17 protein-coding genes and 3 riboswitches are annotated in these 23,397 nt (G+C 67.9%); of the genes, 7 read left to right on the top strand and 10 right to left on the bottom strand.

Going from position 1 to position 23,397, the window contains the following annotated elements; translation table 11 throughout:
- Window positions 1-37: 37 nt before the first annotated feature.
- Window positions 38-138: riboswitch (glycine riboswitch) on the bottom strand.
- 3 nt (window positions 139-141) lie between these two features.
- Window positions 142-233, bottom strand: a riboswitch (glycine riboswitch).
- Window positions 234-434: 201 nt separating this feature from the next.
- Complete coding sequence (gene lpdA / locus RHA1_RS14255; protein ID WP_011595606.1) at window positions 435-1,808, bottom strand: dihydrolipoyl dehydrogenase; 1,374 nt, start codon at window positions 1,806-1,808, stop codon at window positions 435-437.
- A gap of 34 nt (window positions 1,809-1,842) precedes the next feature.
- The gene (gene lipA / locus RHA1_RS14260; protein ID WP_011595607.1) at window positions 1,843-2,772 is read right to left on the bottom strand and encodes a lipoyl synthase; all 930 of its coding nucleotides are present in this window, start codon (window positions 2,770-2,772) and stop codon (window positions 1,843-1,845) included.
- Window positions 2,773-3,057: 285 nt separating this feature from the next.
- Window positions 3,058-3,149: riboswitch (glycine riboswitch) on the top strand.
- A 121-nt stretch (window positions 3,150-3,270) separates the two neighbouring features.
- Here lipA and gcvP point away from each other — a divergent pair.
- From gcvP to RHA1_RS14285, 5 genes are all read left to right on the top strand, one after another.
- A complete protein-coding gene (gene gcvP, locus RHA1_RS14265; RefSeq protein ID WP_011595609.1) occupies window positions 3,271-6,225 on the top strand; it encodes an aminomethyl-transferring glycine dehydrogenase in 2,955 nt (984 codons plus the stop codon).
- On the top strand, window positions 6,222-7,337 hold the full coding sequence (gene gcvT / locus RHA1_RS14270) for a glycine cleavage system aminomethyltransferase GcvT (RefSeq protein ID WP_011595610.1): 1,116 nt from the start codon (window positions 6,222-6,224) through the stop codon (window positions 7,335-7,337). The genes gcvP and gcvT overlap by 4 nt, the downstream gene beginning before the upstream one ends.
- A gap of 38 nt (window positions 7,338-7,375) precedes the next feature.
- Window positions 7,376-7,780 (top strand): glycine cleavage system protein GcvH, encoded by a 405-nt coding sequence (gcvH, locus tag RHA1_RS14275; RefSeq protein ID WP_009475688.1) that lies wholly within the window; start codon window positions 7,376-7,378, stop codon window positions 7,778-7,780.
- Window positions 7,777-9,045 carry a serine hydroxymethyltransferase gene (gene glyA, locus RHA1_RS14280; RefSeq protein ID WP_011595611.1) on the top strand — a complete coding sequence of 423 codons (1,269 nt, stop codon included), beginning with the start codon at window positions 7,777-7,779 and terminating at the stop codon, window positions 9,043-9,045. The genes gcvH and glyA overlap by 4 nt, the downstream gene beginning before the upstream one ends.
- 99 nt (window positions 9,046-9,144) lie before the next feature.
- Complete coding sequence (locus tag RHA1_RS14285) at window positions 9,145-10,527, top strand: L-serine ammonia-lyase (protein WP_011595612.1); 1,383 nt, start codon at window positions 9,145-9,147, stop codon at window positions 10,525-10,527.
- A gap of 26 nt (window positions 10,528-10,553) precedes the next feature.
- On the opposite strand, the gene RHA1_RS14290 is transcribed toward RHA1_RS14285, so the two are convergent.
- The 3 genes from RHA1_RS14290 to RHA1_RS14300 all read right to left on the bottom strand — a co-directional run bounded on the left by RHA1_RS14290 (window position 10,554) and on the right by RHA1_RS14300 (window position 14,790).
- Window positions 10,554-12,062, bottom strand: coding sequence for a carboxyl transferase domain-containing protein (locus tag RHA1_RS14290; protein ID WP_011595613.1), 1,509 nt, complete (start codon window positions 12,060-12,062; stop codon window positions 10,554-10,556).
- Window positions 12,062-13,258 (bottom strand): CaiB/BaiF CoA transferase family protein, encoded by a 1,197-nt coding sequence (locus tag RHA1_RS14295; protein WP_011595614.1) that lies wholly within the window; start codon window positions 13,256-13,258, stop codon window positions 12,062-12,064. Before RHA1_RS14295 ends, RHA1_RS14290 begins: the two co-directional genes overlap by 1 nt.
- A 167-nt stretch (window positions 13,259-13,425) precedes the next feature.
- Window positions 13,426-14,790 (bottom strand): SLC13 family permease, encoded by a 1,365-nt coding sequence (locus RHA1_RS14300; protein ID WP_011595615.1) that lies wholly within the window; start codon window positions 14,788-14,790, stop codon window positions 13,426-13,428.
- Window positions 14,791-14,987: 197 nt separating this feature from the next.
- Between RHA1_RS14300 and RHA1_RS14305 the strand changes: the two genes are divergently transcribed.
- Window positions 14,988-15,683 (top strand): FadR/GntR family transcriptional regulator, encoded by a 696-nt coding sequence (locus RHA1_RS14305; RefSeq protein WP_005256585.1) that lies wholly within the window; start codon window positions 14,988-14,990, stop codon window positions 15,681-15,683.
- A gap of 6 nt (window positions 15,684-15,689) precedes the next feature.
- Here RHA1_RS14305 and RHA1_RS14310 read toward each other — a convergent pair whose 3' ends face one another.
- Genes RHA1_RS14310 through RHA1_RS14320 form a run of 3 tightly spaced genes read right to left on the bottom strand, consistent with a single transcriptional unit; the run spans window position 15,690 to window position 19,947 of the window.
- Window positions 15,690-16,871: a CaiB/BaiF CoA transferase family protein gene (locus RHA1_RS14310; RefSeq protein ID WP_011595617.1), complete on the bottom strand. Its 1,182-nt coding sequence runs from the start codon at window positions 16,869-16,871 to the stop codon at window positions 15,690-15,692.
- The gene (locus RHA1_RS14315; RefSeq protein WP_011595618.1) at window positions 16,868-18,583 is read right to left on the bottom strand and encodes an acyl-CoA dehydrogenase family protein; all 1,716 of its coding nucleotides are present in this window, start codon (window positions 18,581-18,583) and stop codon (window positions 16,868-16,870) included. The genes RHA1_RS14310 and RHA1_RS14315 overlap by 4 nt, the downstream gene beginning before the upstream one ends.
- The gene (locus tag RHA1_RS14320) at window positions 18,580-19,947 is read right to left on the bottom strand and encodes an MFS transporter (RefSeq protein WP_011595619.1); all 1,368 of its coding nucleotides are present in this window, start codon (window positions 19,945-19,947) and stop codon (window positions 18,580-18,582) included. The genes RHA1_RS14315 and RHA1_RS14320 overlap by 4 nt, the downstream gene beginning before the upstream one ends.
- Before the next feature lie 136 nt (window positions 19,948-20,083).
- Here RHA1_RS14320 and RHA1_RS14325 point away from each other — a divergent pair, with 136 nt between their 5' ends.
- On the top strand, window positions 20,084-20,974 hold the full coding sequence (locus tag RHA1_RS14325) for a LysR family transcriptional regulator (protein WP_011595620.1): 891 nt from the start codon (window positions 20,084-20,086) through the stop codon (window positions 20,972-20,974).
- A gap of 19 nt (window positions 20,975-20,993) precedes the next feature.
- On the opposite strand, the gene RHA1_RS14330 is transcribed toward RHA1_RS14325, so the two are convergent.
- Together RHA1_RS14330 and RHA1_RS14335 are read right to left on the bottom strand one after the other, a co-directional pair.
- Window positions 20,994-21,833 carry an HpcH/HpaI aldolase/citrate lyase family protein gene (locus RHA1_RS14330; RefSeq protein WP_011595621.1) on the bottom strand — a complete coding sequence of 280 codons (840 nt, stop codon included), beginning with the start codon at window positions 21,831-21,833 and terminating at the stop codon, window positions 20,994-20,996.
- A gap of 87 nt (window positions 21,834-21,920) precedes the next feature.
- Window positions 21,921-23,369 carry an aspartate ammonia-lyase gene (locus RHA1_RS14335; protein WP_050787483.1) on the bottom strand — a complete coding sequence of 483 codons (1,449 nt, stop codon included), beginning with the start codon at window positions 23,367-23,369 and terminating at the stop codon, window positions 21,921-21,923.
- Between the last annotated feature and the right edge of the window lie 28 nt (window positions 23,370-23,397).

Here is a 23,397-nt window from a genome sequence, read left to right on the forward strand (position 1 = left end):
TGAGGGTGATCCGGTGGATCGCCTCGGCTGACACCCGCTCTGTTCCGTAACCTGAGAGTTTGGAGACACACTCGTGGGAGTGGTCATCGTGCCCCGTCGGTGAACGTGCCGTTACAGCCGACACGCTGCTCTCCAGAGTTCCCGACCCTGACTGTCCTGGTGCCTGAGAGTTTGTGGGTACTTGCTCCTTCGGCGTCCGGGACTCGGTCCCGGAACTCTCCAGCCAGGTTCATAGGGAGAAACCACCGTGATGGTTCCGAATCGAACTGACTCGGGACGTACTGTTCCGCAGACGTATTACGAAGGCATGACTTCGCCGTTCCGGCGTGTTAACTCACACTCCTGGGCGGAAATCGCCAGTGCGCGTTCGCATGCCGAACACCCCATGTGAGTGGCAAAGCGTGCGCCAGCACCCTTTGCCACTCACATGGGGGTCAGCCGTGGACGTGGAGAGGCTTGCCGGCCACTGCCATCAGTGCCTCACCGAGCGCCTCGCCCTGGGTGGGGTGGGCGTGCACGAACTTCGCCGCCTGCGCGGCATCGACCTCGAAGTTGTAGAGCAGCTGCGCCTCACCGATCAGCTCCCCGACGCGGTCGCCGACCATGTGCACGCCGACGACGACCCCGGTCGGCGCCACCACGAGTTTGACCGCTCCCGACGTCTTGAGGATCTGGCTCCTGCCGTTGCCGGCGAGGTCGTAGGTGACGGTCTCGACGTTCTCGCCGAACTTCTCCCGGGCGGCGGTCTCGGTCAACCCGACCGACGCGACCTCGGGGTGGGAGTAGGTGACCCGCGGGATCCCGGTCTCGTCGACGACGTCCGGACGGAGCCCGGCGATCTCCTCCGCCACGAAGATCCCCTGCTGGAAACCGCGGTGGGCCAGCTGGAGCCCGGGGACGATGTCGCCGACCGCGAAGACGTTCGGGACCGTGGTGCGCAGTCGATCACTGGTCACCACGAAGCCCTTGTCGAGCATCACTCCGGTCTCCTCGTACCCCATCGACGCGGTGTTGGGTCCGCGCCCCACTGCGACCAGCACGACGTCGGCGTCGAGCACGTCGCCGGAGTCGAGGGTGACGGACACCGCATCCTCGTCTTGCGTCACCTCCGTCACCCGCACACCTGTCTTCGCGGCGATCTTGCGACGACGGAATGCCCGCTCGAGGTACTTGGAGGTCGTTTCGTCCTCGTTCGGCACCAGCCGCGGCATCGCCTCGACGATCGTCACCGACGCACCGAACGACGCCCAGACACTGGCGAATTCGACGCCGATGACGCCGCCGCCCAGGATGATCGCTTTCTTCGGGACGGACGGCAACACGAGCGCCTGTTCGCTGGTGACGATCCGGCCGCCGATGCTGATGCCGGGCAGCGTCTTCGGCGACGACCCCGTCGCCAGGACGACGGCGGCGCCCGTGATCAGCTCGTCGTCGACCTCCACTCCGTTGGGTCCGACCAACCGTCCGCGGCCGTTGACGACGGTGATGCCGTACGAGTCGACGAGGCCCTGCAATCCTTTGTGCAGTCGGGTGACGATGGTGTTCTGGTAGCTCAGGACCTTCTCGAGGTCGACACCGTCGAACGTGACGTCGATACCGAACTGCGAGGCGGTGCGGGCACTGTCGGCGACCTCGGCGGAGTGCAGCAGCGCCTTCGTCGGAATGCATCCCTGATGCAGGCACGTGCCGCCGAGTTCGTTCTCCTCGACGAGGATGACCGAACGGCCCAGTTCGGCCGAGCGGATGGCGGCCGCGTAGCCGCCGGAACCGCCGCCGAGGATGACGACATCTGCTGATCGGTGGGACATGGGAACTCCTTGCTGGAACGGAAGAGGATGGGGTTCAGTGAACTGCGGTCGCGGCGACGGCCTCCGCGTGGAGGCGGCCGGCCCGATAGGAGGAGCGCACGAGCGGACCGGACAGGACGCCGAGGAAGCCGATCTCGCGGGCGATCCCGTCGAGCATGACGAACTCGTCCGGTTTCGCCCACCGCGCCACCGGATGGTGCCGGGCGGACGGCCGCAGATACTGGGTGATCGTGATCAACTGGCAACCGGCGGTATGCAGATCCCGGAGGGCCTGAATCACCTCGTCCGCGGTCTCCCCCATCCCGAGGATGAGGTTCGACTTGGTGATCAGGCCGTCCTCCCGGGCCCGGGTGATCACCTCGAGGGAACGCTCGTACGTGAAGGCAGGGCGGATACGACGGAATATCCGGGGAACAGTCTCCACGTTGTGCGCAAGCACTTCCGGACGGGTGTCGAACACCTCGCGTAGTTGCGCGGCGTCGGCGTTGAAATCGGGGATCAGCAGTTCGACGCCGGTGCCCGGGCACAGTTCGTGAATCTGCCGCACCGTCTCCGCGTACAGCCAGGCGCCGCCGTCCGGCAGATCGTCGCGGGCAACCCCGGTGACGGTGGCGTACCGAAGGCCCATGGTCTGCACCGACTCCGCGACCCGTCTGGGCTCTCCCCGGTCGAGTGCGGCGGGCCGGCCGGTGTCGATCTGGCAGAAGTCGCACCGCCGGGTGCACTGGCTTCCGCCGATGAGGAACGTCGCCTCACGGTCCTCCCAGCATTCGAAGATGTTGGGACATCCCGCTTCCTGGCACACGGTGTGCAGGTTCTCGCGTTCGACGAGAGCGGCGAGGTCCCGGTATTCGGGGCCTGTCCGCATCTGCACCTTCATCCACGACGGTTTGCGTTCGACCGGAGTCTTGGCGTTGCGGACTTCGAGGCGGAGCAGTCGGCGGCCGTCAGGCTGTGCAGTCATGTGGGGAACTCCTAGGACCGGTCGAAACCGGTCGGTATGCGGCGTCGGGCCCGCGCGGTGGACAGCGCGGCACCAGGGAAGGGTGATCGGGGAGAGCGAGCACACATCGACAACCGTTGGGGCTGCGGGCATCTGGGCTCTGATCGCCCGGCGTGTGCGGTCACGTCCGAGCGAAGATGCATCGAGGATGCCAAACGACGAGGACTCTTGGCAACACCGTCGGTCCGAGGAGACAAACCCGCGGCGTCTGTGTACTGTTTGGCCAACCACAACTGAAGACGCCGTTGACGCGCAGCGGGAGAACCTCCGTTTCGGAGGCGCCGTAGGAGCAACTTCCTCCCCGGGAATCTCTCAGGCCCCAGTACCGCAGCGCAGAGGCAACTCTGGAGAAAGTATCGGCCGTACGGCCGGAACTTACCGAAGGTGAAGAGCACACCGCAGTGGCGGTGCGCCCAAACTCTCAGGTTTCAGGACAGAGCGGGGAGGTGCCCCTTGTCGATGTCCGGTGCGGTCCGGACTCAACGAAACCGGAGTCACCTCGTGCCAGCAGAACCCCGCACCGCCATCCGCGGCGTGCCCCTCACCAGCGACTTTCCGTCCCGCCACATCGGTCCTGATGCCGCCGCGTCACGGCGGATGCTCGACGCCCTCGGTTACGACAGTCTCGCGAACCTGATCGACAGCGCGGTGCCGGACCAGATCCGCAGCTCACAGCCCTTGAATCTGCCCGCGGCGAGGTCCGAGCAGCAGGTTCTCGCCGATCTGCGGGCGCTGTCGGAGCGCAACGAGACCCGCGTCCAGATGATCGGCCTCGGGTACTCCGACACCATCACTCCCGCGGTGTTGCGACGGAACATGCTCGAGTCCCCCGCCTGGTACACGGCCTACACCCCGTACCAACCGGAGATCTCCCAGGGCAGGCTGGAGGCGCTGCTGACGTTCCAGACCGTCATCGAGGATCTGACCGCCCTTCCCCTGGCCGGCGCGTCGCTGCTCGACGAGGCGACCGCCGTGATGGAGGCGGTACTGCTGATGCGGCGCGCGAACAAGTCGAAGTCCGCCACCAACCGCGTCGTCCTCGACGCGGACTGCCTGCCACAGACACTGGCCGTCGTCCGGGGACGGGCGAAAGCAGTGGGCATCGAGGTGGTGGTCGCGGAACTGTCCGGGGAACTGCCCGACGGTGACATGTTCGGGGTGGTCTTCCAGGCGCCCGGTGCGAGCGGCGCGGTGCGCGACCTGGCTCCGATGATCGCCGCGGCGAAGGCGCGCGGCGCCCTGACCACCGTCGCGGCGGACCTGCTGTCGCTGACGATTCTGACACCGCCCGGCGAGCAGGGCGCCGACATCGCCGTCGGGTCGGCGCAGCGATTCGGTGTGCCCCTGTTCTTCGGCGGACCGCACGCCGGCTACATGGCCGTGCGCAGCGGGCTCGAGCGCATGCTGCCCGGCCGTCTCGTCGGAGTGTCCGTCGACGTCGACGGGAAGACCGCCTACCGGCTGGCTCTGCAGACCCGCGAACAGCACATCCGGCGCGACAAGGCGACCAGCAACATCTGCACGGCGCAGGCGCTGCTCGCGAACGTCGCCGCGATGTACGCCGCCTACCACGGTCCGGAGGGGTTGCGCGCCATCGCGAATCGGGTGCACACCCACGCGACGACCATCGCAGGAAGCCTGCGCGCCGCCGGTCACACGATCGTGCACGACAGCTTCTTCGACACGGTTCTCGTGCGGGTCCCGGCGGGTGCCGGGGCGATCGTGGAGTCGGCCGATCGGGACGGCATCAACCTCCGTCTCGTCGACTCCGATCACGTCGCGATCGCCTGCGACGAGTGCACCACCGACGACATCGTCCGGCGGGTGGTCGCCGTGTTCGGTGCGCAGCCGACGACCGTCGCGGTGCCCGAACTGCCGTCGGCACTCGCCAGGACGTCGAACTACTTGCAGCACCCCGTGTTCCACGATCACCGCTCCGAAACCGCGATGCTCCGCTTCCTGCGCACGCTGTCGGACAAGGACCTCGCGCTCGACCGCACCATGATCCCGCTCGGATCGTGCACGATGAAATTGAACTCCGCCGTCGAGATGGAACCGATCAGCTGGCCCGGATTCGCGTCCATCCACCCGTACGCCCCGGTCGCGCAGACGGCGGGCTACCTCGAACTCGTCGCCGACCTGGAACGCTGGCTCGGCGAGATCACCGGCTACGATCGGGTGTCGTTGCAGCCCAATGCCGGATCCCAGGGCGAGCTGGCCGGCCTGCTCGCGATCCACGGCTATCACGAATCCCGCGGCGACTTCGAACGCAACGTCTGCCTCATCCCCCAGTCCGCGCACGGCACCAACGCCGCATCCGCGGTTCTCGCGGGCATGAAGGTCGTCGTCGTCGCGACCGCGGAGAACGGCAACATCGACGTGGGCGACCTGCGCGCGAAGATCGCGGCGCACGAGGGCGCGATCGCCGCGATCATGTTGACCTACCCGTCCACTCACGGCGTGTACGAGAACGACGTGCGGACGGTCTGCGATCTGGTGCACGAGGCCGGCGGGCAGGTGTACGTCGACGGCGCGAACCTCAATGCGTTGGTCGGCCTCGCACAGCCAGGCAAGTTCGGCGGCGACGTCTCACACCTGAACCTGCACAAGACGTTCTGCATCCCACACGGCGGCGGCGGTCCCGGTGTCGGGCCTGTCGCGGTGCGCAAGCATCTGGCGCCGTTCCTGCCCGGTAACCCGTTGGGCGGCGACGACCTCGGCACCCCGGTGTCGGCGGCCAACTACGGATCGGCCGGCATCCTGCCCATCACGTGGGCGTACATCGCGCTGATGGGTCCGGACGGGCTGACGAGCGCCACCGAAACCGCGGTGCTCGCAGCCAATTACGTCGCCCAGTCACTGGATCGGCATTTCCCGGTCCTCTACACCGGCCCGTCCGGTCTGGTGGCACACGAGTGCATCCTCGACCTCCGGCACGTCACCAAGGCGACCGGCGTCACCGCCGAGGATGTCGCGAAGCGGTTGATCGACTACGGCTTCCACGCGCCCACCCTGTCGTTCCCTGTCAACGGCACCCTGATGGTCGAACCGACCGAGTCCGAGGACCTGGCCGAACTCGACCGCTTCATCGAGGCGATGGTGTCCATCCGCCGCGAGATCGACCTGGTCGGCGACGGCGTGTGGCCGCTCGAGCGCAGCCCGCTGCGTCAGGCCCCGCACACCGCCGAACAGGTGACCGCGGACGAATGGGATCTGCCCTACCCGCGCCACCTCGCCGCCTACCCCGTCGCATCGCTTCGCGCCGCCAAATACTGGCCCCCGGTGCGTCGCATCGACGGCGTCCACGGCGACCGCAACCTCGTCTGCTCGTGCCCGGCACCCGAGGCCTTCGAGAACACCACCGACATCGACACTTCGGCCATCGCCGAGACCCCCGAGGAGGCCTTCGCATGACCCTCACCACGACGCCCGCGTCCCCGCTGCTCGGCGAGCACGGCGCACTGGGGGCCCATTTCACCGACTTCGCGGGCTGGCAGATGCCGCTGAAGTACGACAGCGAACTCGCCGAGCACCACGCCGTCCGCAAGACCGCCGGACTGTTCGACCTCTCACACATGGGCGAGATCGCGGTCACCGGCCCTGAATCCGGAGCGGTCCTGGATTACGCTCTGGCCGGCGAACTCTCGAAGATCGGCGTCGGCAGGGCCAAGTACTCCCTCTTGTGCAATGCGGGCGGCGGAGTCATCGACGATCTGGTCGTCTACCGTCTCGCCAACGAGCATTTCCTCGTCGTGGCCAACGCGGCCAACGCCCCGACGGTGCACCGCGAACTGGCGGCACGCGTCGAGGGCTTCTCCGCCAGGGTCGACGACCAATCCTCGGAGACCGCGCTGATCGCGGTGCAGGGACCGGCCGCGCAGGACGTCGTGCAGTCCCTCGTTCCCGCCGAGCAGGTCGAGACGGTGGCGGAGTTGAAGTACTACGCGGTCACGCGCGCGGTGGTCGCCGGCATCGACGTCCTCCTCGCCCGCACCGGATACACCGGGGAGGACGGGTTCGAGCTGTACGTGCCGAACGAACTGTCCGTGCAGTTGTGGCGCGCACTGCTCGACGCCACCACCGCCCGCGGCGGCGTCCCCGCCGGCCTCGCGTGCCGCGACACCCTCCGCCTCGAGGCCGGAATGGCCCTGTACGGCCACGAACTGACCCTCGACACGAATCCGTACGAAGCCGGGCTCGGCAAGGTGGTCCGGCTGAACAAGGACTTCGTCGGCCGCGATGCGCTGCAGACGTTGTCGGATCAGGCCCCGCAGCGGGTGCTCGTCGGCCTCGCCGGAGGCGGGCGCCGGGCCGCCCGCGCCGAGTACACCGTGTTGGACGCGGCCGGTGAGTCGGCGGTCGGCACCATCACGTCCGGGGCGTTGTCTCCGACACTCGGGCATCCGATCGCGCTCGCCTTCGTGGACGTCGCGTTCCGCGAACCGGGCACCGAACTGACGGTCGACATCCGCGGCAAGAAGGAACCGTTCGTGGTCACCCCATCGCCGTTCTACCGCCGCTCCTGAACCGTTCCCGCCCACTTCAGCCCCGAAAGGGTCACACCATGTCTTCGCACGCCTTCCCCGACGACCGCAGCTACACCGACGACCACGAGTGGGTCCTGATCGAGCCGGGCGCCGCCCTCCCCGACGAACCGGTCCGCGTCGGCATCACGTCCGTCGCCGTCAACTCGCTCGGCGAGCTGGTCTTCGTCGACCTGCCGGAGGTCGGCGCGACCATCGTCGCCGGCGAATCGTGCGGCGAGGTCGAGTCCACGAAGACCGTGTCCGAGCTGTACCCGCCGGTGAGCGGCCGGGTCACCCTGATCAACACCGCCGCCGTCGACGACCCCGGACTGGTCACCTCCGACCCCTACGGGGAGGGCTGGCTGTTCGCCGTCCAGCCGTCCGCCGCCGGCGAGCTGCTCACCGCGGCCGAGTATGCCGAGAAGAACGGGGTGCAGGCATGAGTGTCCTGAACCGCGACCTCGCGGATTTCGACCCGGACGTCGCCGCACTGATCGGCAAGGAGCTGGAGCGCCAGCGCACCGGCCTCGAGATGATCGCGTCGGAGAACCACGCCCCGCTTTCGGTGATGCAGGCGCAGGGTTCCGTGCTGACCAACAAATACGCCGAGGGCTACCCCGGGCGGCGCTACTACGGCGGCTGCGAGCACGTCGACACGATCGAGCAGCTCGCCATCGATCGCGTCAAGGCGCTGTTCGCCGCCGAATACGCCAACGTGCAACCGCATTCCGGCGCCACCGCGAACGCGTCGGTGATGCACGCGCTGATCGAGCCGGGCGACACGATCCTCGGAATGTCCCTCGCCGACGGCGGCCACCTCACGCACGGCATGCGCCTCAACTTCTCCGGCAAGCTCTACAACGTCGCCGCCTACGGGGTGTCCGAACAGGACTACCTCATCGACATGGACGAGGTGGCGAAGGCAGCACGCGAGCACCGGCCGCAGCTGATCATCGCCGGCTGGTCGGCCTACCCCCGGCACCTGGACTTCGCCCGCTTCCGGGAAATCGCCGACGAGGTCGGCGCGTACCTGATGGTCGACATGGCCCACTTCGCGGGTCTGGTCGCCACCGGATTCCACCCGTCTCCCGTCCCGCACGCACACGTCGTCACGTCGACGACGCACAAGACCCTCGGCGGACCCCGCGGCGGCATCATCCTGACGGGCGACGCCGCCATCGCGAAGAAGATCAACTCCGCGGTGTTCCCCGGCCAGCAGGGCGGCCCACTGGAACACGTGATCGCGGGCAAGGCAACGGCATTCAAGATGGCGGCCGAACCCGAATTCGCGGAGCGTCAGGAACGCTGCCTGGACGGCGCGAAGGTCCTCGCCGAACGGCTCAGCCGACCCGACGTCAAGGAAGCCGGAATCAGCGTCCTCACCGGCGGCACGGACGTGCACCTCGTCCTCGTCGACCTGCGGGATGCCGCCATCGACGGGCAGCAGGCCGAGGACCGCCTCGACGCAATCGGAATCACCGTCAACCGCAACGCCGTCCCGTTCGATCCACGGCCACCGATGGTGACGTCCGGTCTGCGCATCGGCACCCCGGCACTCGCCGCCCGCGGCTTCGGCCGGGACGACTTCGCGACCGTCGCCGACCTGATCGCCCAGGCCCTCGTCGCGCCCGCCGACGCGGACACGTCCGGGTTGGCCGCCCAGGTCCGGGCGCTCGCGGACAAGTACCCCCTCTATCCGGGGCTGTAAGTCGGTGACAATGTTTCCCGCATCGATCCTTCCATCCGCTCCTCACTCCGTTCCTCGCTGCGCTGCGGTACTCGTTGCGATGCTCCGGAAGGACCTCGCGTGACGATCAGTGTGTTCGACCTGTTCTCGGTCGGTATCGGACCCTCGAGTTCGCATACCGTCGGGCCGATGCGGGCGGCGGGCACGTTCGTCGACGACCTCGACGCACTCGGCCTCCTCGGGGACGTCGCCGGTGTCCGTGTCGATCTGTACGGATCGCTCGCGGCCACCGGCGCCGGCCACGGCACCATGTCGGCGATCCTCCTCGGCCTCGAGGGGTATCGGCCCGACACCATCGCCACGGAGGAGATGGAGAGGCGACTCGACGAGGTGCGGGCGAGTCGGCGGATCCGCCTCGGCGGGACGGTCGACATCCCGCTCGCCGAGGACGAGATGGTGCTGCACCCGTTGACGGTCCTGGATTTTCACCCCAACGGCATGACCCTCACCGCCACCGGCGTCACCGGTCGCCAACTGCACGCGCAGACGTACTTCTCGATCGGCGGCGGATTCGTCGTCACCGGCGCCGAACCGGAACTGCCCGTCGACGCAGGCACGAATTCGCTGTCGTTCGGGTCGGCGCGCGAACTGCTCGACCTCAGCGAGCACTACGGGCTCACGATCAGTGAGATCATGCTCGAGCACGAAAGCGCCCTCCGGCCCGAGCCGGAGGTCCGGGCGCGGCTCCTGCACATCCGGGACGTGATGGTCGAGTGTCAGCGACGCGGAATCAGCCGGGACGGGTACCTGCCCGGCAGTCTGCGGGTACGCCGCCGCGCCCGCGGCTGGTACGAGCGGCTGAACGTCGAGGATCCCGATCGTGATCCCGCGTTCGCCGAGGACTGGGTGAACCTGGTGGCCCTCGCCGTCAACGAGGAGAACGCGTCCGGCGGACGGATCGTCACCGCCCCCACCAACGGGGCGGCCGGCATCATCCCGGCGGTCCTGCACTACGCGCTGCACTACACCCCCGCCGGAAAGGCGGACCCGGACGGCACGGCGGTGCGATTCCTGTTGACGGCAGGCGCAATCGGATCCCTGTACAAGGAACGGGCCTCGATCTCCGGGGCCGAGGTGGGCTGCCAGGGCGAGGTGGGTTCCGCGGCGTCCATGGCCGCCGCCGGCCTCGCCGAGATCCTCGGTGGCAGCCCGGAGCAGGTGGAGAATTCGGCGGAGATCGCGATGGAACACAGTCTCGGTCTGACGTGTGATCCCATCGGGGGCCTGGTGCAGATCCCGTGCATCGAACGCAACGCCATCTCGGCGGGCAAGGCGATCAACGCCGCCCGGATGGCTCTGCGCGGCGACGGCACCCACCGGGTCAGTTTGGATCAGGTCATCGAGACGATGCGGGCCACCGGCGCCGACATGAGCTCGAAGTACAAGGAGACCTCCACCGGTGGTCTCGCCGTGAACGTGTCGGTGAACCTCGTCGAATGCTGACGTAAGTCAGGCGCGGACCACCGCGGTCATGCGTGTGCGGGCTGCAACAGACCGATCCGGTCGAATCGCTCCGCACGGTCGGAGAGTCGCTGGGTGGTGTCTGCCGAATCGAGGAGCGACAGTTCGCGGTGGAGTATCGCACCCACCCGGGTGCAGAACGCCGTGGATTCGTCTGCCGCATCCGGGAATTCGGGGATCACCTCGTCCACGATGCCGCTCGCGAGGAGATCGGACGACCGGATTCCCTGCCGGGCGGCCATGTCCGGAGCGTGCGCGATGTCGTGGTGCAGGATCGCGCTCGCACCTTCGGGCGGCAGGGGTGAGAGCCAGCCGTGCTGGGCCGCGAGCACCCGGTCGGCCGGGATCAACGCGAGCGCGCCGCCGCCGGTGCCCTGCCCGAGCAGCAGGGAGATGGTGGGGACGTCGAGCGAGACCATGTCGGCGATGCAGCGGGCGATCTCACCGGCGAGACCGCCTTCCTCCGCCTCCTTCGACAACGCCGCTCCGGCGGTGTCGATGACCGTCACCAACGGCAGGTTCAGTTCCGCCGCCAGCCGCATTCCGCGGCGCGCCTCCCGCAGGGCGCCCGGGCCGAGTGGCGACCGCGTGGTCTGCCCTCGACGGTCCTGGCCGAGCAGGACGCACGGCATGTCACCGAACCGGACCAGGGCGAGGATCAAGCCCGGATCGACCTCTCCCTGACCGGTTCCGTTGAGCGGAAGAACATCCGACGCCGAGTGGAACATCAACTCCCGCACCCCGGGCCGGTCCTCGCGGCGCGAGGCGACCACCGAATCCCACGCGGGGACATCCGGGAGACTCTCGGGCACCGAGGCGTCGGCGAGCGACGGCCGGCAGGCACGACTGGAGGTGATGATGCGCAGCGCACGGTCGACGATCTCGGCGAGCTGATCCGGCGGCCGCACGGCATCGATGAGTCCGTGCGCGTGCAGGTTCTCGGCGGTCTGGACGCCCGCCGGGAACGGCGACTCGTACAGCGCCTCGAACACGCGCGGTCCGAGGAAGCCGACGAGCGCTCCCGGTTCCGCGATGGTGACGTGCCCCAACGATCCCCAGGACGCGAACACCCCGCCGGTCGTGGGACTCCGGAGGTAGACGAGATACGGCAGGTGCGCCTCCTTGTGCTTGATCACCGCCGCCGTGATCTTGACCATCTGCAGGAACGCGGTCGTTCCCTCCTGCATTCGCGTGCCGCCCGACGTGGGCAGGGCGAGCAGCGGAAGGCGCTCGCGCGTAGCGCGCCGGATCGCGGCGACCAGACGCTCGCCTGCGGCCACTCCGATGGAGCCGCCGAGAAAGCCGAATTCGCAGACGAGGATTGCCGTTCGGCGGCCACGGATGGTGGCCACTCCGGTCAGCACCGCCTCGTCGAGGCCGGTCTTCTCCTGTGCGCGAAGAAGTTCGTCGGCGTACTCGGGGTCCGCCGCGACCTGGATCGGGGGCGTGTCCCACGACTCCCAGGTGCCGGCGTCGACCACGAGGTCGAGCAAATCGGGAGCGGTCAGGCGAGCCATCAGCTGCACTCTTTCAGCCACGACAGCACGGTGTCGTTGTCCGCGCCGAGGACCGGTGGTGCGGTGTGCCGGGTCTCGGTGACCTCGGTGCCGTCCGGTTCGAAGAACCGCAGGGGCGGGCCGGGCAGGGTGATGTTGCCGAGTGTGCGGTGGTCGACGTCGATGAGCAGTCCCTGCGACTTGGTCTGCTCCCATTCGTAGACTTCGGAGATCGTCCGGACGCGTCCCGCAGGCACTCCGATGCGGTCGAGTTCGACGAGAAGTTCGTCGCTGGTGTACGCGCCGAACGCGTCCTCGACCAGTTCCAGGACCTGCTTGTGGTTCTCGACGCGCTCGGGATTCGTGGCCATTCCGGGGGTTTCCGGATCGAGGTGGAAGCCCGCGCAGAACCTCTTCCACAGTCCTTCGCTGCCGACCGAGATCTGGACGGCTCCGTCGGCGGTGCGGAACAGCCCGTAGGGCGAGATCGACGGATGGTGGTTGCCCTGCGCCTCGCCGACCTCGCCGGCGACGGTCCACTTCGTTCCCTGGAAGGCGTGCACGCCGACGACGCTGGCCAGCAACGACGTTCGCACGACGCGGCCCCGTCCGGTGCGCTCTCGTTCCTGCAGGGCGGCGACGACGCCGAACGCCCCGTACATGCCGGCGAGCAGGTCCGCGATGGGGACGCCGACGCGCTGGACGTCGTCGGGATTGGGTCCGGTCAGCGACATCAGTCCGGCCTCGCCCTGCGCGATCTGGTCGTACCCCGCGCGTCCGCCTTCGGGTCCGTCGTGACCGAATCCGCTGATGGACAGGACGACCAGGCGCGGGTTCAGCTCCGCGAGGCGTTCGGTGGTGAATCCCAGGCGGTCGAGGACGCCGGTGCGGAAGTTCTCCATGAGGACGTCGGCGCGCCGGATGAGGGATTCGAGGGTGGTGCGTCCGTCTTCGGCCTTGAGGTCGAGGGTGATCGACTTCTTGTTCCGATTCGCGGACAGGAAGTACGTCGATTCCCGCTCGGCGTCGGCCGGCTCCACGAAGGGCGGCCCCCATCCGCGGGTGTCGTCGCCGCCGTGCGGGGTCTCGATCTTGATGACGTCGGCGCCGAGGTCGCCGAGCATCATCGCCGCGTGGGGGCCCGCGAGTGCGCGGGTCAGATCGACGACGACCACTCCTTGCAGCGGACCTGTGCGCTCCATCGTGTTCGTGGACATGTGAAACCACCCGTTACTTCCTGGCAAGAGCCGCGAGAGCTGGACTGTTGGTACAGTGACCTAGTGGACTAGCCAATTAAATGAAACACCTGATCCGACCGATGTCAAGAGGTGAAAATCGATGCAACGACGCGGGGAGGCGCGGCCGGTCGCCTACCCGCCGGCCGTCAGAGCCAGCCGGGCACCACGAAGATCGCCCAGGCCACGAGTGGCCCGATGGCCACGACGAGGGCGCTGTACTTCAGGATCTGCTTGTAGAAACGGTCTCGATCGACGTTCTGCGCGTTCGCGAGGACCAGCGCTCCGTTGGTCGAGAACGGGCTGACGTCCACGATGGTCGAGGAGATGGCGAGGGCGACGATCACGCCCACCGCGCCCACCTCGCCGGCGAGGAGGAAGGGGACGGCGAGCGGAATGGTCGCTCCCAGAATCGCCGTGGACGACGCGAATGCGGAGACGATGGCGCCGATGTAGCAGAGCAGAAGGGCGACGAGGAGAGGCATCCCCAGGCTGGCCACCGCGTTTCCGACGTACTCGACGGTGCCCGCCTCCTGCAGGACCCCCACGAAGGTGAGCACACCGCCGATGAGCAGAACCGTCGACCAGCTGATCTGAGCGATCGCACCCTTCTGCGCCTTCGGCGAAGCGAGCGCCAGGATGACGGCCACCGTCATCGAGATGAATCCCACGTCCAGGTCGAGGATCAGCGAGAACACGGCCAGCGCGGTGAGGCCGAGCAGGGTGAGAGCCTGATCGAACGTGACACCGGAGCGTGCGGGTGCGTCCGCGAGGGTTGACGTCGGGCGCACCTTGGTCGCGGTGGCCCCTCCCGACCCCGAGTCACCCCCGGTCGCGGGCACTCCTGCGCCCGAGCCACCGGCACCAGTTCCTTCGGTGTCCTCGGCGCCGTCGTCGTGCACGCTGCGCCCGATCAGGTCCCGACCTCCCAGGAAGACGAATAGGAGCACCCCGATAGCGGCGTTGAACAGGAGGCTTCCGAGGAACAAGGTGAGCGGGCTGTTGGTCAATCCCGCCTTGGACGCGATGTCGTTGACCGTGACGCCGTAGATGCTGATCGGCGAGAATCCGCCCGCCTGCGCTCCGTGGACGACCATCATGCCCATCAGGAGAGCGTTGATCTTGTAGCGGGCGGCGAAGCCGAGAGCGATCGGCGCGACGATCGCCACGGCGGCGGGGCCGAGCGCGCCGATAGAGGTGAGTACCGCCGTGATCCCGAACATCACCCAGGGGATCAGCGCGACACGGCCGCGGACCAGCCGGACCGCCCCGCGGACCATGAGGTCGACGGTCCCGTTGTTCTGGGCGATCGCGAAGAGGTAGGTGATGCCGACCAGCGTCAGGAACAGGCTGCTGGGGAATCCGGCGATGATGTCGTCGCTGCTCATGTGCAGCGACAGGGTTCCGACGAAGAAGGCGGCAACGAAGCCGAGTGCGCCCATGTTCACGGGCAGCACGGTCGCCGCCAGGAACATGACGGCGAGCGCAAGTATGGGGATCAACTCGGTCGACATGAAAAGTCTCCGGTTCTGTGGCAGTGGCAACTGGTCTCGACCGCCGCCGGCGAGCAAATTGACTCAGTGGCAGATTGGCCTAGCCACTTCATACAAGCAGTGTCGTGGATCACTGTCAACAGGAAGTGTGGGTGCGGTTACATTCCTGTGCGAGATACCGTGGAGTAGTTTCAGTGGAATGGAGAGTGGGTGGCCCAGTGGCTGAGCAACTGCGTCCGGTAGCACGACCGCGGCTGTACGAGGTGATCGTCGAACAGCTCTGCGCCCATATCGCCGACCACGAGATGACGCCGGGCGACCGCCTCCCCGCCGAGCGTGAACTCGCCGCTCAGCTGGGTGTGAGTCGCGCTTCGCTGAGTCAGGCGCTCGTCGCCCTCGAGGTACAGGGTGTGGTGTCGGTCCGGCACGGAGACGGTGCCGTGCTCGTCCGCCGCCCCATCGAGGAACGAGCGGTCAAGGCGCTGCGGGAGCACGCCGATCGCCTCCCCGAGGTGATCGAGGCCCGCGAGGCGCTCGAGGTGAAACTTGCCGGGCTCGCCGCCGAGCGCCGGACCGACGCAGAGATGGCGGCGATCGATTCCGCACTCGCGACGATGGAAGCCGAGATCGCCGCGGGCGATCGCGGCGTCGTCGGCGACGAGCAGTTCCACGAGGCCATCACCGTCGCGGCGCACTCGTCACTGCTGGCCAAGCTGATGCACGAGATTTCCGGGCTGATCCGGGAGACCCGGATCGAATCCCTGTCCCAAGCAGAACGCCCGCGGGCCTCGCTCGAGGGGCACCGCCGCATTGCGACGGCGATTCGAGACCAGGACTCCGCGGGCGCTTCCCGTGCGATGGCCGATCACATCCGGATGGTGTCCGACGTCGCGCTGCTGCGCGAGGGCGGATAACCGGGTCTACCCGCCGACCACCGACTGCGGCCGGTGAGCACCGAGGATCTCGTCGGTGTCGGCGCCGAGTACCGGCGGCGCGGACGTCAGATGCGGGCGCTCGCCTGCGAAACTGACCGGGAACGCGATCTGCTGCAGGCTGCCCAGCGTCGGGTGGTCGACCGTGCCGATCATCCCGAGCGCGGCAGTGTGCGGGTCCGCGTAGATCTCGTCGAGGTGCCGGATCGGTGACACGGGCACGGCGTGCGCGGCGAGTGTGTCGCACCATTGCTCCACGGTGCCCGACGCGAAGGCCGACGACAGTTCCCGCTCGAGATCGCCACGATTCGCCACGCGGTCACGGTTGCGCTCGAATCGCGGGTCGGTCGTCAGGTCTTCGCGTGCGATCGCGGAGCACAGGCTCCCCCACTGATTGTCGTTGCCCACCGCGACGACGAAGTATCCGTCGCTCGCGGGAAATGCTTGATACGGAGCGAGATTGGGATGACCGGAGCCCAGCGCGCCGGGACGCTCGCCGGTCGCGAAGTAGTTGGTCGCCCAGTTCACGTGCAGGGCGAGCTGGCATTCGAACAGCGACGTCGTCACGTACTGCCCTCGGCCGGTCCGCGACCGCTCCACCAGGGCAGCGAGCACGCCGATCAGACCGAAGAGCGCCGCCCCCAGATCACCCATCGCGAATCCTGCCTTCATCGGCGCCCCGCCCGGCTCACCGGTGAGCGACATCAGCCCGCCTGCGGCCTGCGCGATCATGTCGTAACCCGGTTCGTCGCGCAGCGGACCGTCCTCCCCGAACGCGGAGATGTGCAGCACGACCAGATGCGGGTACCGCTCGGACAGCGTCCGATAGTCGAAGATCCGCTGCAATCCGCTGCCGGGCTTGAAGTTCTCGACTACGACGTCGGTCTCCTCCAGGATGCGATGGATGACGTCCTGTCCCTCTTCCGATTTGAGGTCGACGGTCACCGACTTCTTGCCCCGGTTGATCGCGAGGTAGTACGTGGCGTCGGGGCCGACGAACGGCGGACCCCACGACCGTGTCGGGTCGCCGCCGTCGGGGTGTTCGACCTTCGTGACGTCGGCGCCGAGGTCCGCGAGCGACATGGTGGCGTACGGTCCGGCGAGGATCTTGGAGAGGTCCAGCACCCGCACACCCGCAAGGGGCGCCGGACCGGTGTGGGTGGTGTTCACAGGAAAACTCCTGTCGCAGAGTCGGATCGGGGTGCGGTGGCCTGGGCGGCATCCGCCGCGACATCGGTGCCGTCGACGACGGCCGCGAGGTGGTCGAGGGCAGCCCCCGGGAGGTTCCCGGTGTCGCCGGACAGGTAGGCGTTCGCGACGAGCAGCGACCGGTAGCCGCTGCCCGAGGTGATCGCGAAGTCGGCGAGGTCGTAGAGCAGGGTGGCCATCGCCGCGCGGGCCAGCTCGTTCGCGTAGCGCGCGCATCCGGCCTGCGCGGTGTCGTCGTCTCCGGCGACGAGCAGATCGCCTTCCTCGACCAGGTCGTCCCAGCGCCGGCGGAGAACATCGGCCCCGGTGCCACAGTCGGGTCCGAGTCCGGCGAGGATGCCGTGCATCGTCTCCGCCAGCCGGCGATGCGCACCGAGTTTGCGCATGCACCGCAGCACGTCCAGGGCGATGACGTTGCTCGAGCCTTCCCAGATCGACCCCAGGTGGGCGTCGCGGACCAGGCGGGCGTGGGCCCATTCCTCGATGTAGCCGTTGCCGCCCCGCACCTCCATGGCCTCGCCGGTGACGATGCGCGCCCGCTTGCAGATGTAGTGCTTCGCGAGCGGGGTGAGGACCCGGATCAGGGCATGTGCGGAGTCGTCGCCGGCGTCCGCCGCCTGCAGGCACTGCGCACTGTATGCCACCAGGGCGAGCGCCGCCTCGGCGTCGAGGGCGAGCGGCAGCAGGGTTGCCCGCATCAGGGGCTGGTCGAACAGGGCCTTGCCGAACACGACCCGCTCCCGGGTGTGGTCGACGGCGTCCCGCACGGCTCGTCGCATCAGCGCGCTCGACCGCATCGCGTTCGACAGCCGCGACGTGTTCACCATCTCGGCCATCTGCCGGAACCCGCGGTCGAGTTCGCCGACCTGTTGGGCGTACGCACCGGTCAGCGACACCTCGCCGCTGGGCATCGAGCGGGTGCCGAGCTTGTCCTTCAGCCTGTCGATCGTGTAGCTGTTGCGCTCGCCGTTCGCCAGAACCTTGGGCACCATGAACATTCCGACACCGCGGGTGGACTGGTCGTCGCCACCGGGGAACCGGGCGAGGGTCACGATGACGTCGGCGTCGGGATTGGACGCGAACCACTTCTTCCCGGTCAGCCGCCACGCGTCGCCGTCACGCACGGCCCGGGTCTCCGTGCGGGCGATGTCGGTGCCGGCCTGCGGTTCGGTCATGAACATCGCACCGGTCATCGCGCCGTCGGGGGCCGTCGACGTCAGTGCGTCGATCCACGGTCCGAACACGTCCGGGTCGCCGAACATGCGCAGCGTGCGGGCGGCGGCATCGGTCATCGACACCGGGCACGCCAGCCCGAATTCGGCCTGCACGAACACGTATGACGCGAGGTACTTCACCAGGTGCGGTGGGACGTCGTCCCAGCCGTGCAGGCCGCCGCGATGCGACAGTGCCGACAGTCCGTATTCGCTGTAGGCGGCTCGGCACAGTTCCTGGTAAGAGGGGTGGTACGCGATCCGGTCGATGCGTTCGCCGTCCCGGTCGAACTGCTGCAGCACCGGTGGATTCTTGTCGGCGGTGGCGGCGAGGGCGTCGAGCCGGTCGCCTGCGTCGGCGCCCAGCCGGTCGAGCAGGGTGTTCAGCTTGTCGCGGTCCGATGGTGCGGTCCACCGGTCGACGACGGCGCGCAGGGCGGGATCGGTGTGAGCGAAATTCATGAGTGGGCAGCATCTTTCCGGGTCGAGGTGTGTTCGGGACGGGGCTCGGCGTCGGTCCGGTCCGAGCGGGCTTTGCCGCGGCGGAGCAGCAGTGTCATGCAGGCGAGCGAGAGCACGACGTAGCCGAGCCCGAGGGCGACCACCGGCCAGATCGAGTCGGTGTGGGTGAGCAGGAACTGGCAGAGCATCGGGGCGGTTCCGGCGAAGATCGCCGTCGACAGCTGATACGACAGCGAAATTCCGGTGTAGCGGACGTTGGTCGGGAAGACCTGGGCGAGGATGCCGGCGAGGGCGGCGTAGTACATCGCGTGCGGCGCGGTGGCCAGCACCATGCCGAGCATGGCCAGGGGCACCGACCCGGTCTGGACGAGGAGGAACATCAACGGCAGCAACACGAGTTCGGGCAGCAGCATCCACCGGACCGCACGCGACGGATCGATTTTCGTGGCCAGCACGGCGCCGAACGGCTGCACGAGTACCTGCGCGACGAGCGCGATCGTGATCACGAGCAGGAAGTCCCCGCGGTCGAATCCGAGGTCGGCGGTGGCCCACGCGAGTGCGAACGTGGTCTTCACGTAGGTGATGGCGACACCCGCGACCACGGCCCCCACGCCGAGAACGAGTTCGACCGGGTGCGAGCGCAGCACCTCGACGAGCGGCATCCGGGTGCGCTCCTGGGCGACGACGGCCTTCTTCATCTCCGGCGTCTCCGAGATCCGCAGCCGGATGTACAGCGCGACGACGACGAGGGCGGCGGACGCGAGGAACGGAAGACGCCAGCCCCAGGACTCGAACACGCTGTCCGACAACAGCGTCAGCGCCAGGAACGCGAGGGTCGCGAGCAGATTGCCGACGGGCGAACCCTGCTGCGCGAATGCGCCGTACAGCACCTTCTTGTTCGGTGGCGCGAATTCGGTGGCGATGAGCACGGCACCACCCCACTCACCGCCCATCGCGATGCCCTGGACCACGCGGAGCGCGACGAGGAGTACGGGTGCCCAGATCCCGATCTGCGAGTAGGTGGGGAGGCAGCCGACGCCGACCGTTCCGATCCCCATCAGGATCAGCGTGATGATGACGGCGTTCTTGCGTCCGAACTTGTCGCCGAAGTGGCCGAACACGATCCCGCCGAGTGGGCGGGCCACGAAACCGATCGCGAACGTCGCGAATGCAGCGAGGGTGCCCACCGCGGGCGAGGCGTCGGGGAAGAACAACCGGCCCAGCACGAGTGCGGAGGCGGTGCCGTAGATGTAGAAGTCGAACCACTCGATGGTGGTGCCGACGAACGCGGTGACACCGGCCTTGCGGGCCTGCCGCGTGCTGTATTCGGGTGGTGCCGCGTCGCGGCCGGGATTCGGATTCACGGTTCTCCCTGACTTTCGTGGGGCGTCACGCCGACGCAGAGGTGGTGTGCATCACTATGGTCGGGATTCCGTGTAGAGTCCAAGACTTAATTCAGCTTATTTAGGTGATTCAGACACATAGTCCCGGGGAGGGGTCGTGGAACTCCGTCACCTGCACGCGTTTCTCGCGGTCGCGGAAGAACTGCATTTCGGGCGGGCCGCCGAGCGTCTCCACGTGGCGCAGTCCCCGCTCAGCCAGACCGTGCGGGCCCTCGAACGGGAACTGGGAACCGATCTGTTCGTCCGCACCACCCGCTCCGTGCGGCTCACGGCCGCGGGCGAAGCGCTGGTGGGTCCGGCCCGGACCATCGAGGCGCAGGTCGGGATCGTGAAGGGCATCGCGCAGGCGGCTGCCGCCGGGGAGACCGGCCGCGTCACCGTCGGCTTCGGCGGCGCGGGCGGCTACACGGTGCTGTCCGTTCTCGCCCGCTCCCTCGCCGACGCCTACCCCGGCATCGAACTGGACCTACGCCCGCAGATGTACTCCGGTGAGGTGCTCGACGCCCTCACCCGCGGAACCCTGGACATGGGCATCGTGGGGTTGCCGGTCCCGCGGGGCTTCGCCACCCACACCGTGCGCGTAGAGGCACTGATGGTGGCGGTCCCGGCCGGGCACCGCCTCGTCGACGCGGGTGCCGTCGTGCCGCAGGAACTGGCGAGCGAACGGTTCGTGATCTACCCCGCCGAACACGGTTCCGTGGTCCGCGACGCCACGCTCGCCCTTTGTGCGGCAGCAGGATTCGCCCCGGTCGTCGCACACGAGGCGCCCACCCCGTACAGCCTGCTCGCAATGGTCGGCGCCGGGGTCGGAGTCGCCGTCGTAGTGGATTCGACGGCACACCTCGCGATGGACGGTGTCGAATACCTGCCCATCGCCGGCGACGCCCCCACCCTCCCCATCGCCATGGCCTGGCAGGACGCCAATCCCTCACCTGCGGTGCAGACGGTCACCCGGGTACTGCGCGAGGTGATCGGGGAGGTCGGGTAACCGCTGCCCGGCGGGACGCTCAGGCCGACACCGAGAAGACGTCGGCCAGGTGGGTGATTCGCAGGGCACGCGCGAGCTTCGGGCGATCGCTGCCGTCGGCGATGTTCTCGCCCTGCGCGCCGAGGTGTGCGATGACCTCGGCAGCCCAGGCCACATCGCTCTGTAGCGGGGACAGTTCGCGGTTGACGATCGCGGTGTGGCCGACATGCATGCAGAGTTTGCCGGTCATGCCCATCGACCTGGTGACGGCCAATGCCTCGGACAGATCGGGTTCGCCGGTCAGGCACGGGCCGTCGATGGGACCGGGGAGGCCTGCCGCCCGACTGGCGACGACGAGCCGTCCCCGCGCGTAGGCCAGCGCGTCGGGGTCGGCGCCCGCATTGGTGTCCCGGCGGAAGTCGCCGGTGCCGAATGCAATTCGGGTCGTGGCGTCGGCCGAGGCGATGTCGAAGGCGAATTCGACGCCACGCGCCGATTCGACCAGGGCGAGGATCGGGATGTGGGGCAGCTCGGCAGCCGTGCGATCGATGTGGTCCGCGGATTCGGCCTTGGCGAGCATCACGCCGCTCAGTCCCGGGAGCCCCCGGATCGCGTCCAGATCAGCGGTCCAGTCCGCGGTGGTGACGTCGTTGATGCGCACCCACCCGGTGCCCCCACCGGCGAGGAAACGCGCAACGGCTTCGCGGGCTTGTGTTTTCGAGGACGGAACGACACCGTCCTCGAGGTCGAAGATCACCGCGTCTGCCGCCGAGTTCGTGGCTGCGGCGAACTCGTCCGGACGTGAGCCCGCGACCAGGAGCCAGGAGCGCGCATGTGTCGCGGGGACTATGGCGGCGTGTGCCGGCGATGTGAGGGTCATCCGATTCTCGTTTCCTCTCGATGTGAACTTCTACTCGGGCAAGGACTGCGCTGTCCTGTATTCGAGGTGCTGGGTGTGAAGCGTCGATCAGTGCGCGGCGACACCGGTGAGATGGTCGAGTGCGGAGAATTCGCTGTCCACGGTGGGCGCGGTGAGCAGACCGGCGAGTCGCCGGGGGGACAGGATGTCATCGACCTGCGCGCGAGTGAGCAGACCGTCGTCGACGGCGAGGTCGCCGACGTAAGCGCCGGTCGCCAGGGCCCTCTTGGCGATATCCGCGCTGGCCGCATAGCCGATGAACGGCGAGAGCGCGGTGACGATGCCGATCGAGCGCCGAACACCCCGCTCGAGATGGTCGCGGTTGGCGGTGATCCCGTCGACGCACTTCACCGCCAGGGTGTCCGATGCCGCGGCCAGGTGCGTCGTCGAGCGCAGCAGGCTGTAGACGATCACGGGTTCGAACGCGTTGAGCTGGAGTTGCCCACCCTCGGCGGCCATCGTGACCGTCAGATCGTTGCCGATCACCTCGAACGCGACCTGGTTCACCATTTCGGGGATGACCGGGTTGACCTTGCCGGGCATGATCGACGAACCGGCTTGGGCCGGAGGCAGATTGATCTCACCGAGCCCGGCGGTCGGCCCGGAGGAGGTGAGCCGCAGATCGTTGCACGTCTTGGACAGTTTCACGGCGACACGTTTGAGGATTCCGGAGACCTGCACGAATGCTCCGCAGTCCTGGGTTGCCTCGATCAGATTGCCGGCCGGGACGACCGGTTCACCGGTCAGCTCGCGCAAGTAGTCGCAGGCGAGCGCGGAGTACTCGGGATGTCCGTTGATCCCCGTGCCGATGGCGGTGCCGCCGAGGTTCGATTCCAGCAGCAGAAGCGCTCCCTCGGAGAGCCGGGCGCAGTCCTCGTTCAGCATGATCGAGTAGGCGGCGAACTCCTGCCCGAGGGTCATCGGTACCGCGTCCTGCAGCTGGGTGCGACCCATCTTGACGATGTCGTCGAATTCGATCGACTTGCGCTCGAACGACTCCGCGAGCCGACCGAGCGACGCGATCAACATTCGGAGGTGCTCGACCAGCGCGAGCTTGATCGCGGTCGGGTACACATCGTTGGTGGACTGCCCCAGGTTCACGTGAGCGAGAGGGTCGAGTTCGGTGTAGGCGCCGCGCCCGAACCCGAGGATCTCGAGTGCGCGGTTCGCGATGACCTCGTTGACGTTCATGTTCGACGAAGTGCCCGCTCCGCCCTGGATCGGATCGATCGGAAACTGGTCGAGCAGTGCCCCGGCGCGAATTTCCGTGCACGCGGCCACGATCGCTACGGCCCGCCGGTCGTCGAGGAGACCCAGGTCCCGGTTCGCCAGGCAGGCAGCCTGTTTCACGGTCGCCAACGCCGCGACCAGTGCCGGGTACTGACCGATGGCAGACCCGGTGATCGCGAAATTGTCCATCGCCCTGGCGGTGTGGACGCCGTAGTACGCCCCCGCCGGTACCGCCAGATCTCCGATCGAATCGTGCTCGATCCGCACATCGCTGTCGCTCAACTTATCCACCAAC

The sequence above is a fragment of the Rhodococcus jostii RHA1 genome (genome assembly GCF_000014565.1).
GTDB classification, from domain to species: domain Bacteria; phylum Actinomycetota; class Actinomycetes; order Mycobacteriales; family Mycobacteriaceae; genus Rhodococcus_F; species Rhodococcus_F jostii_A.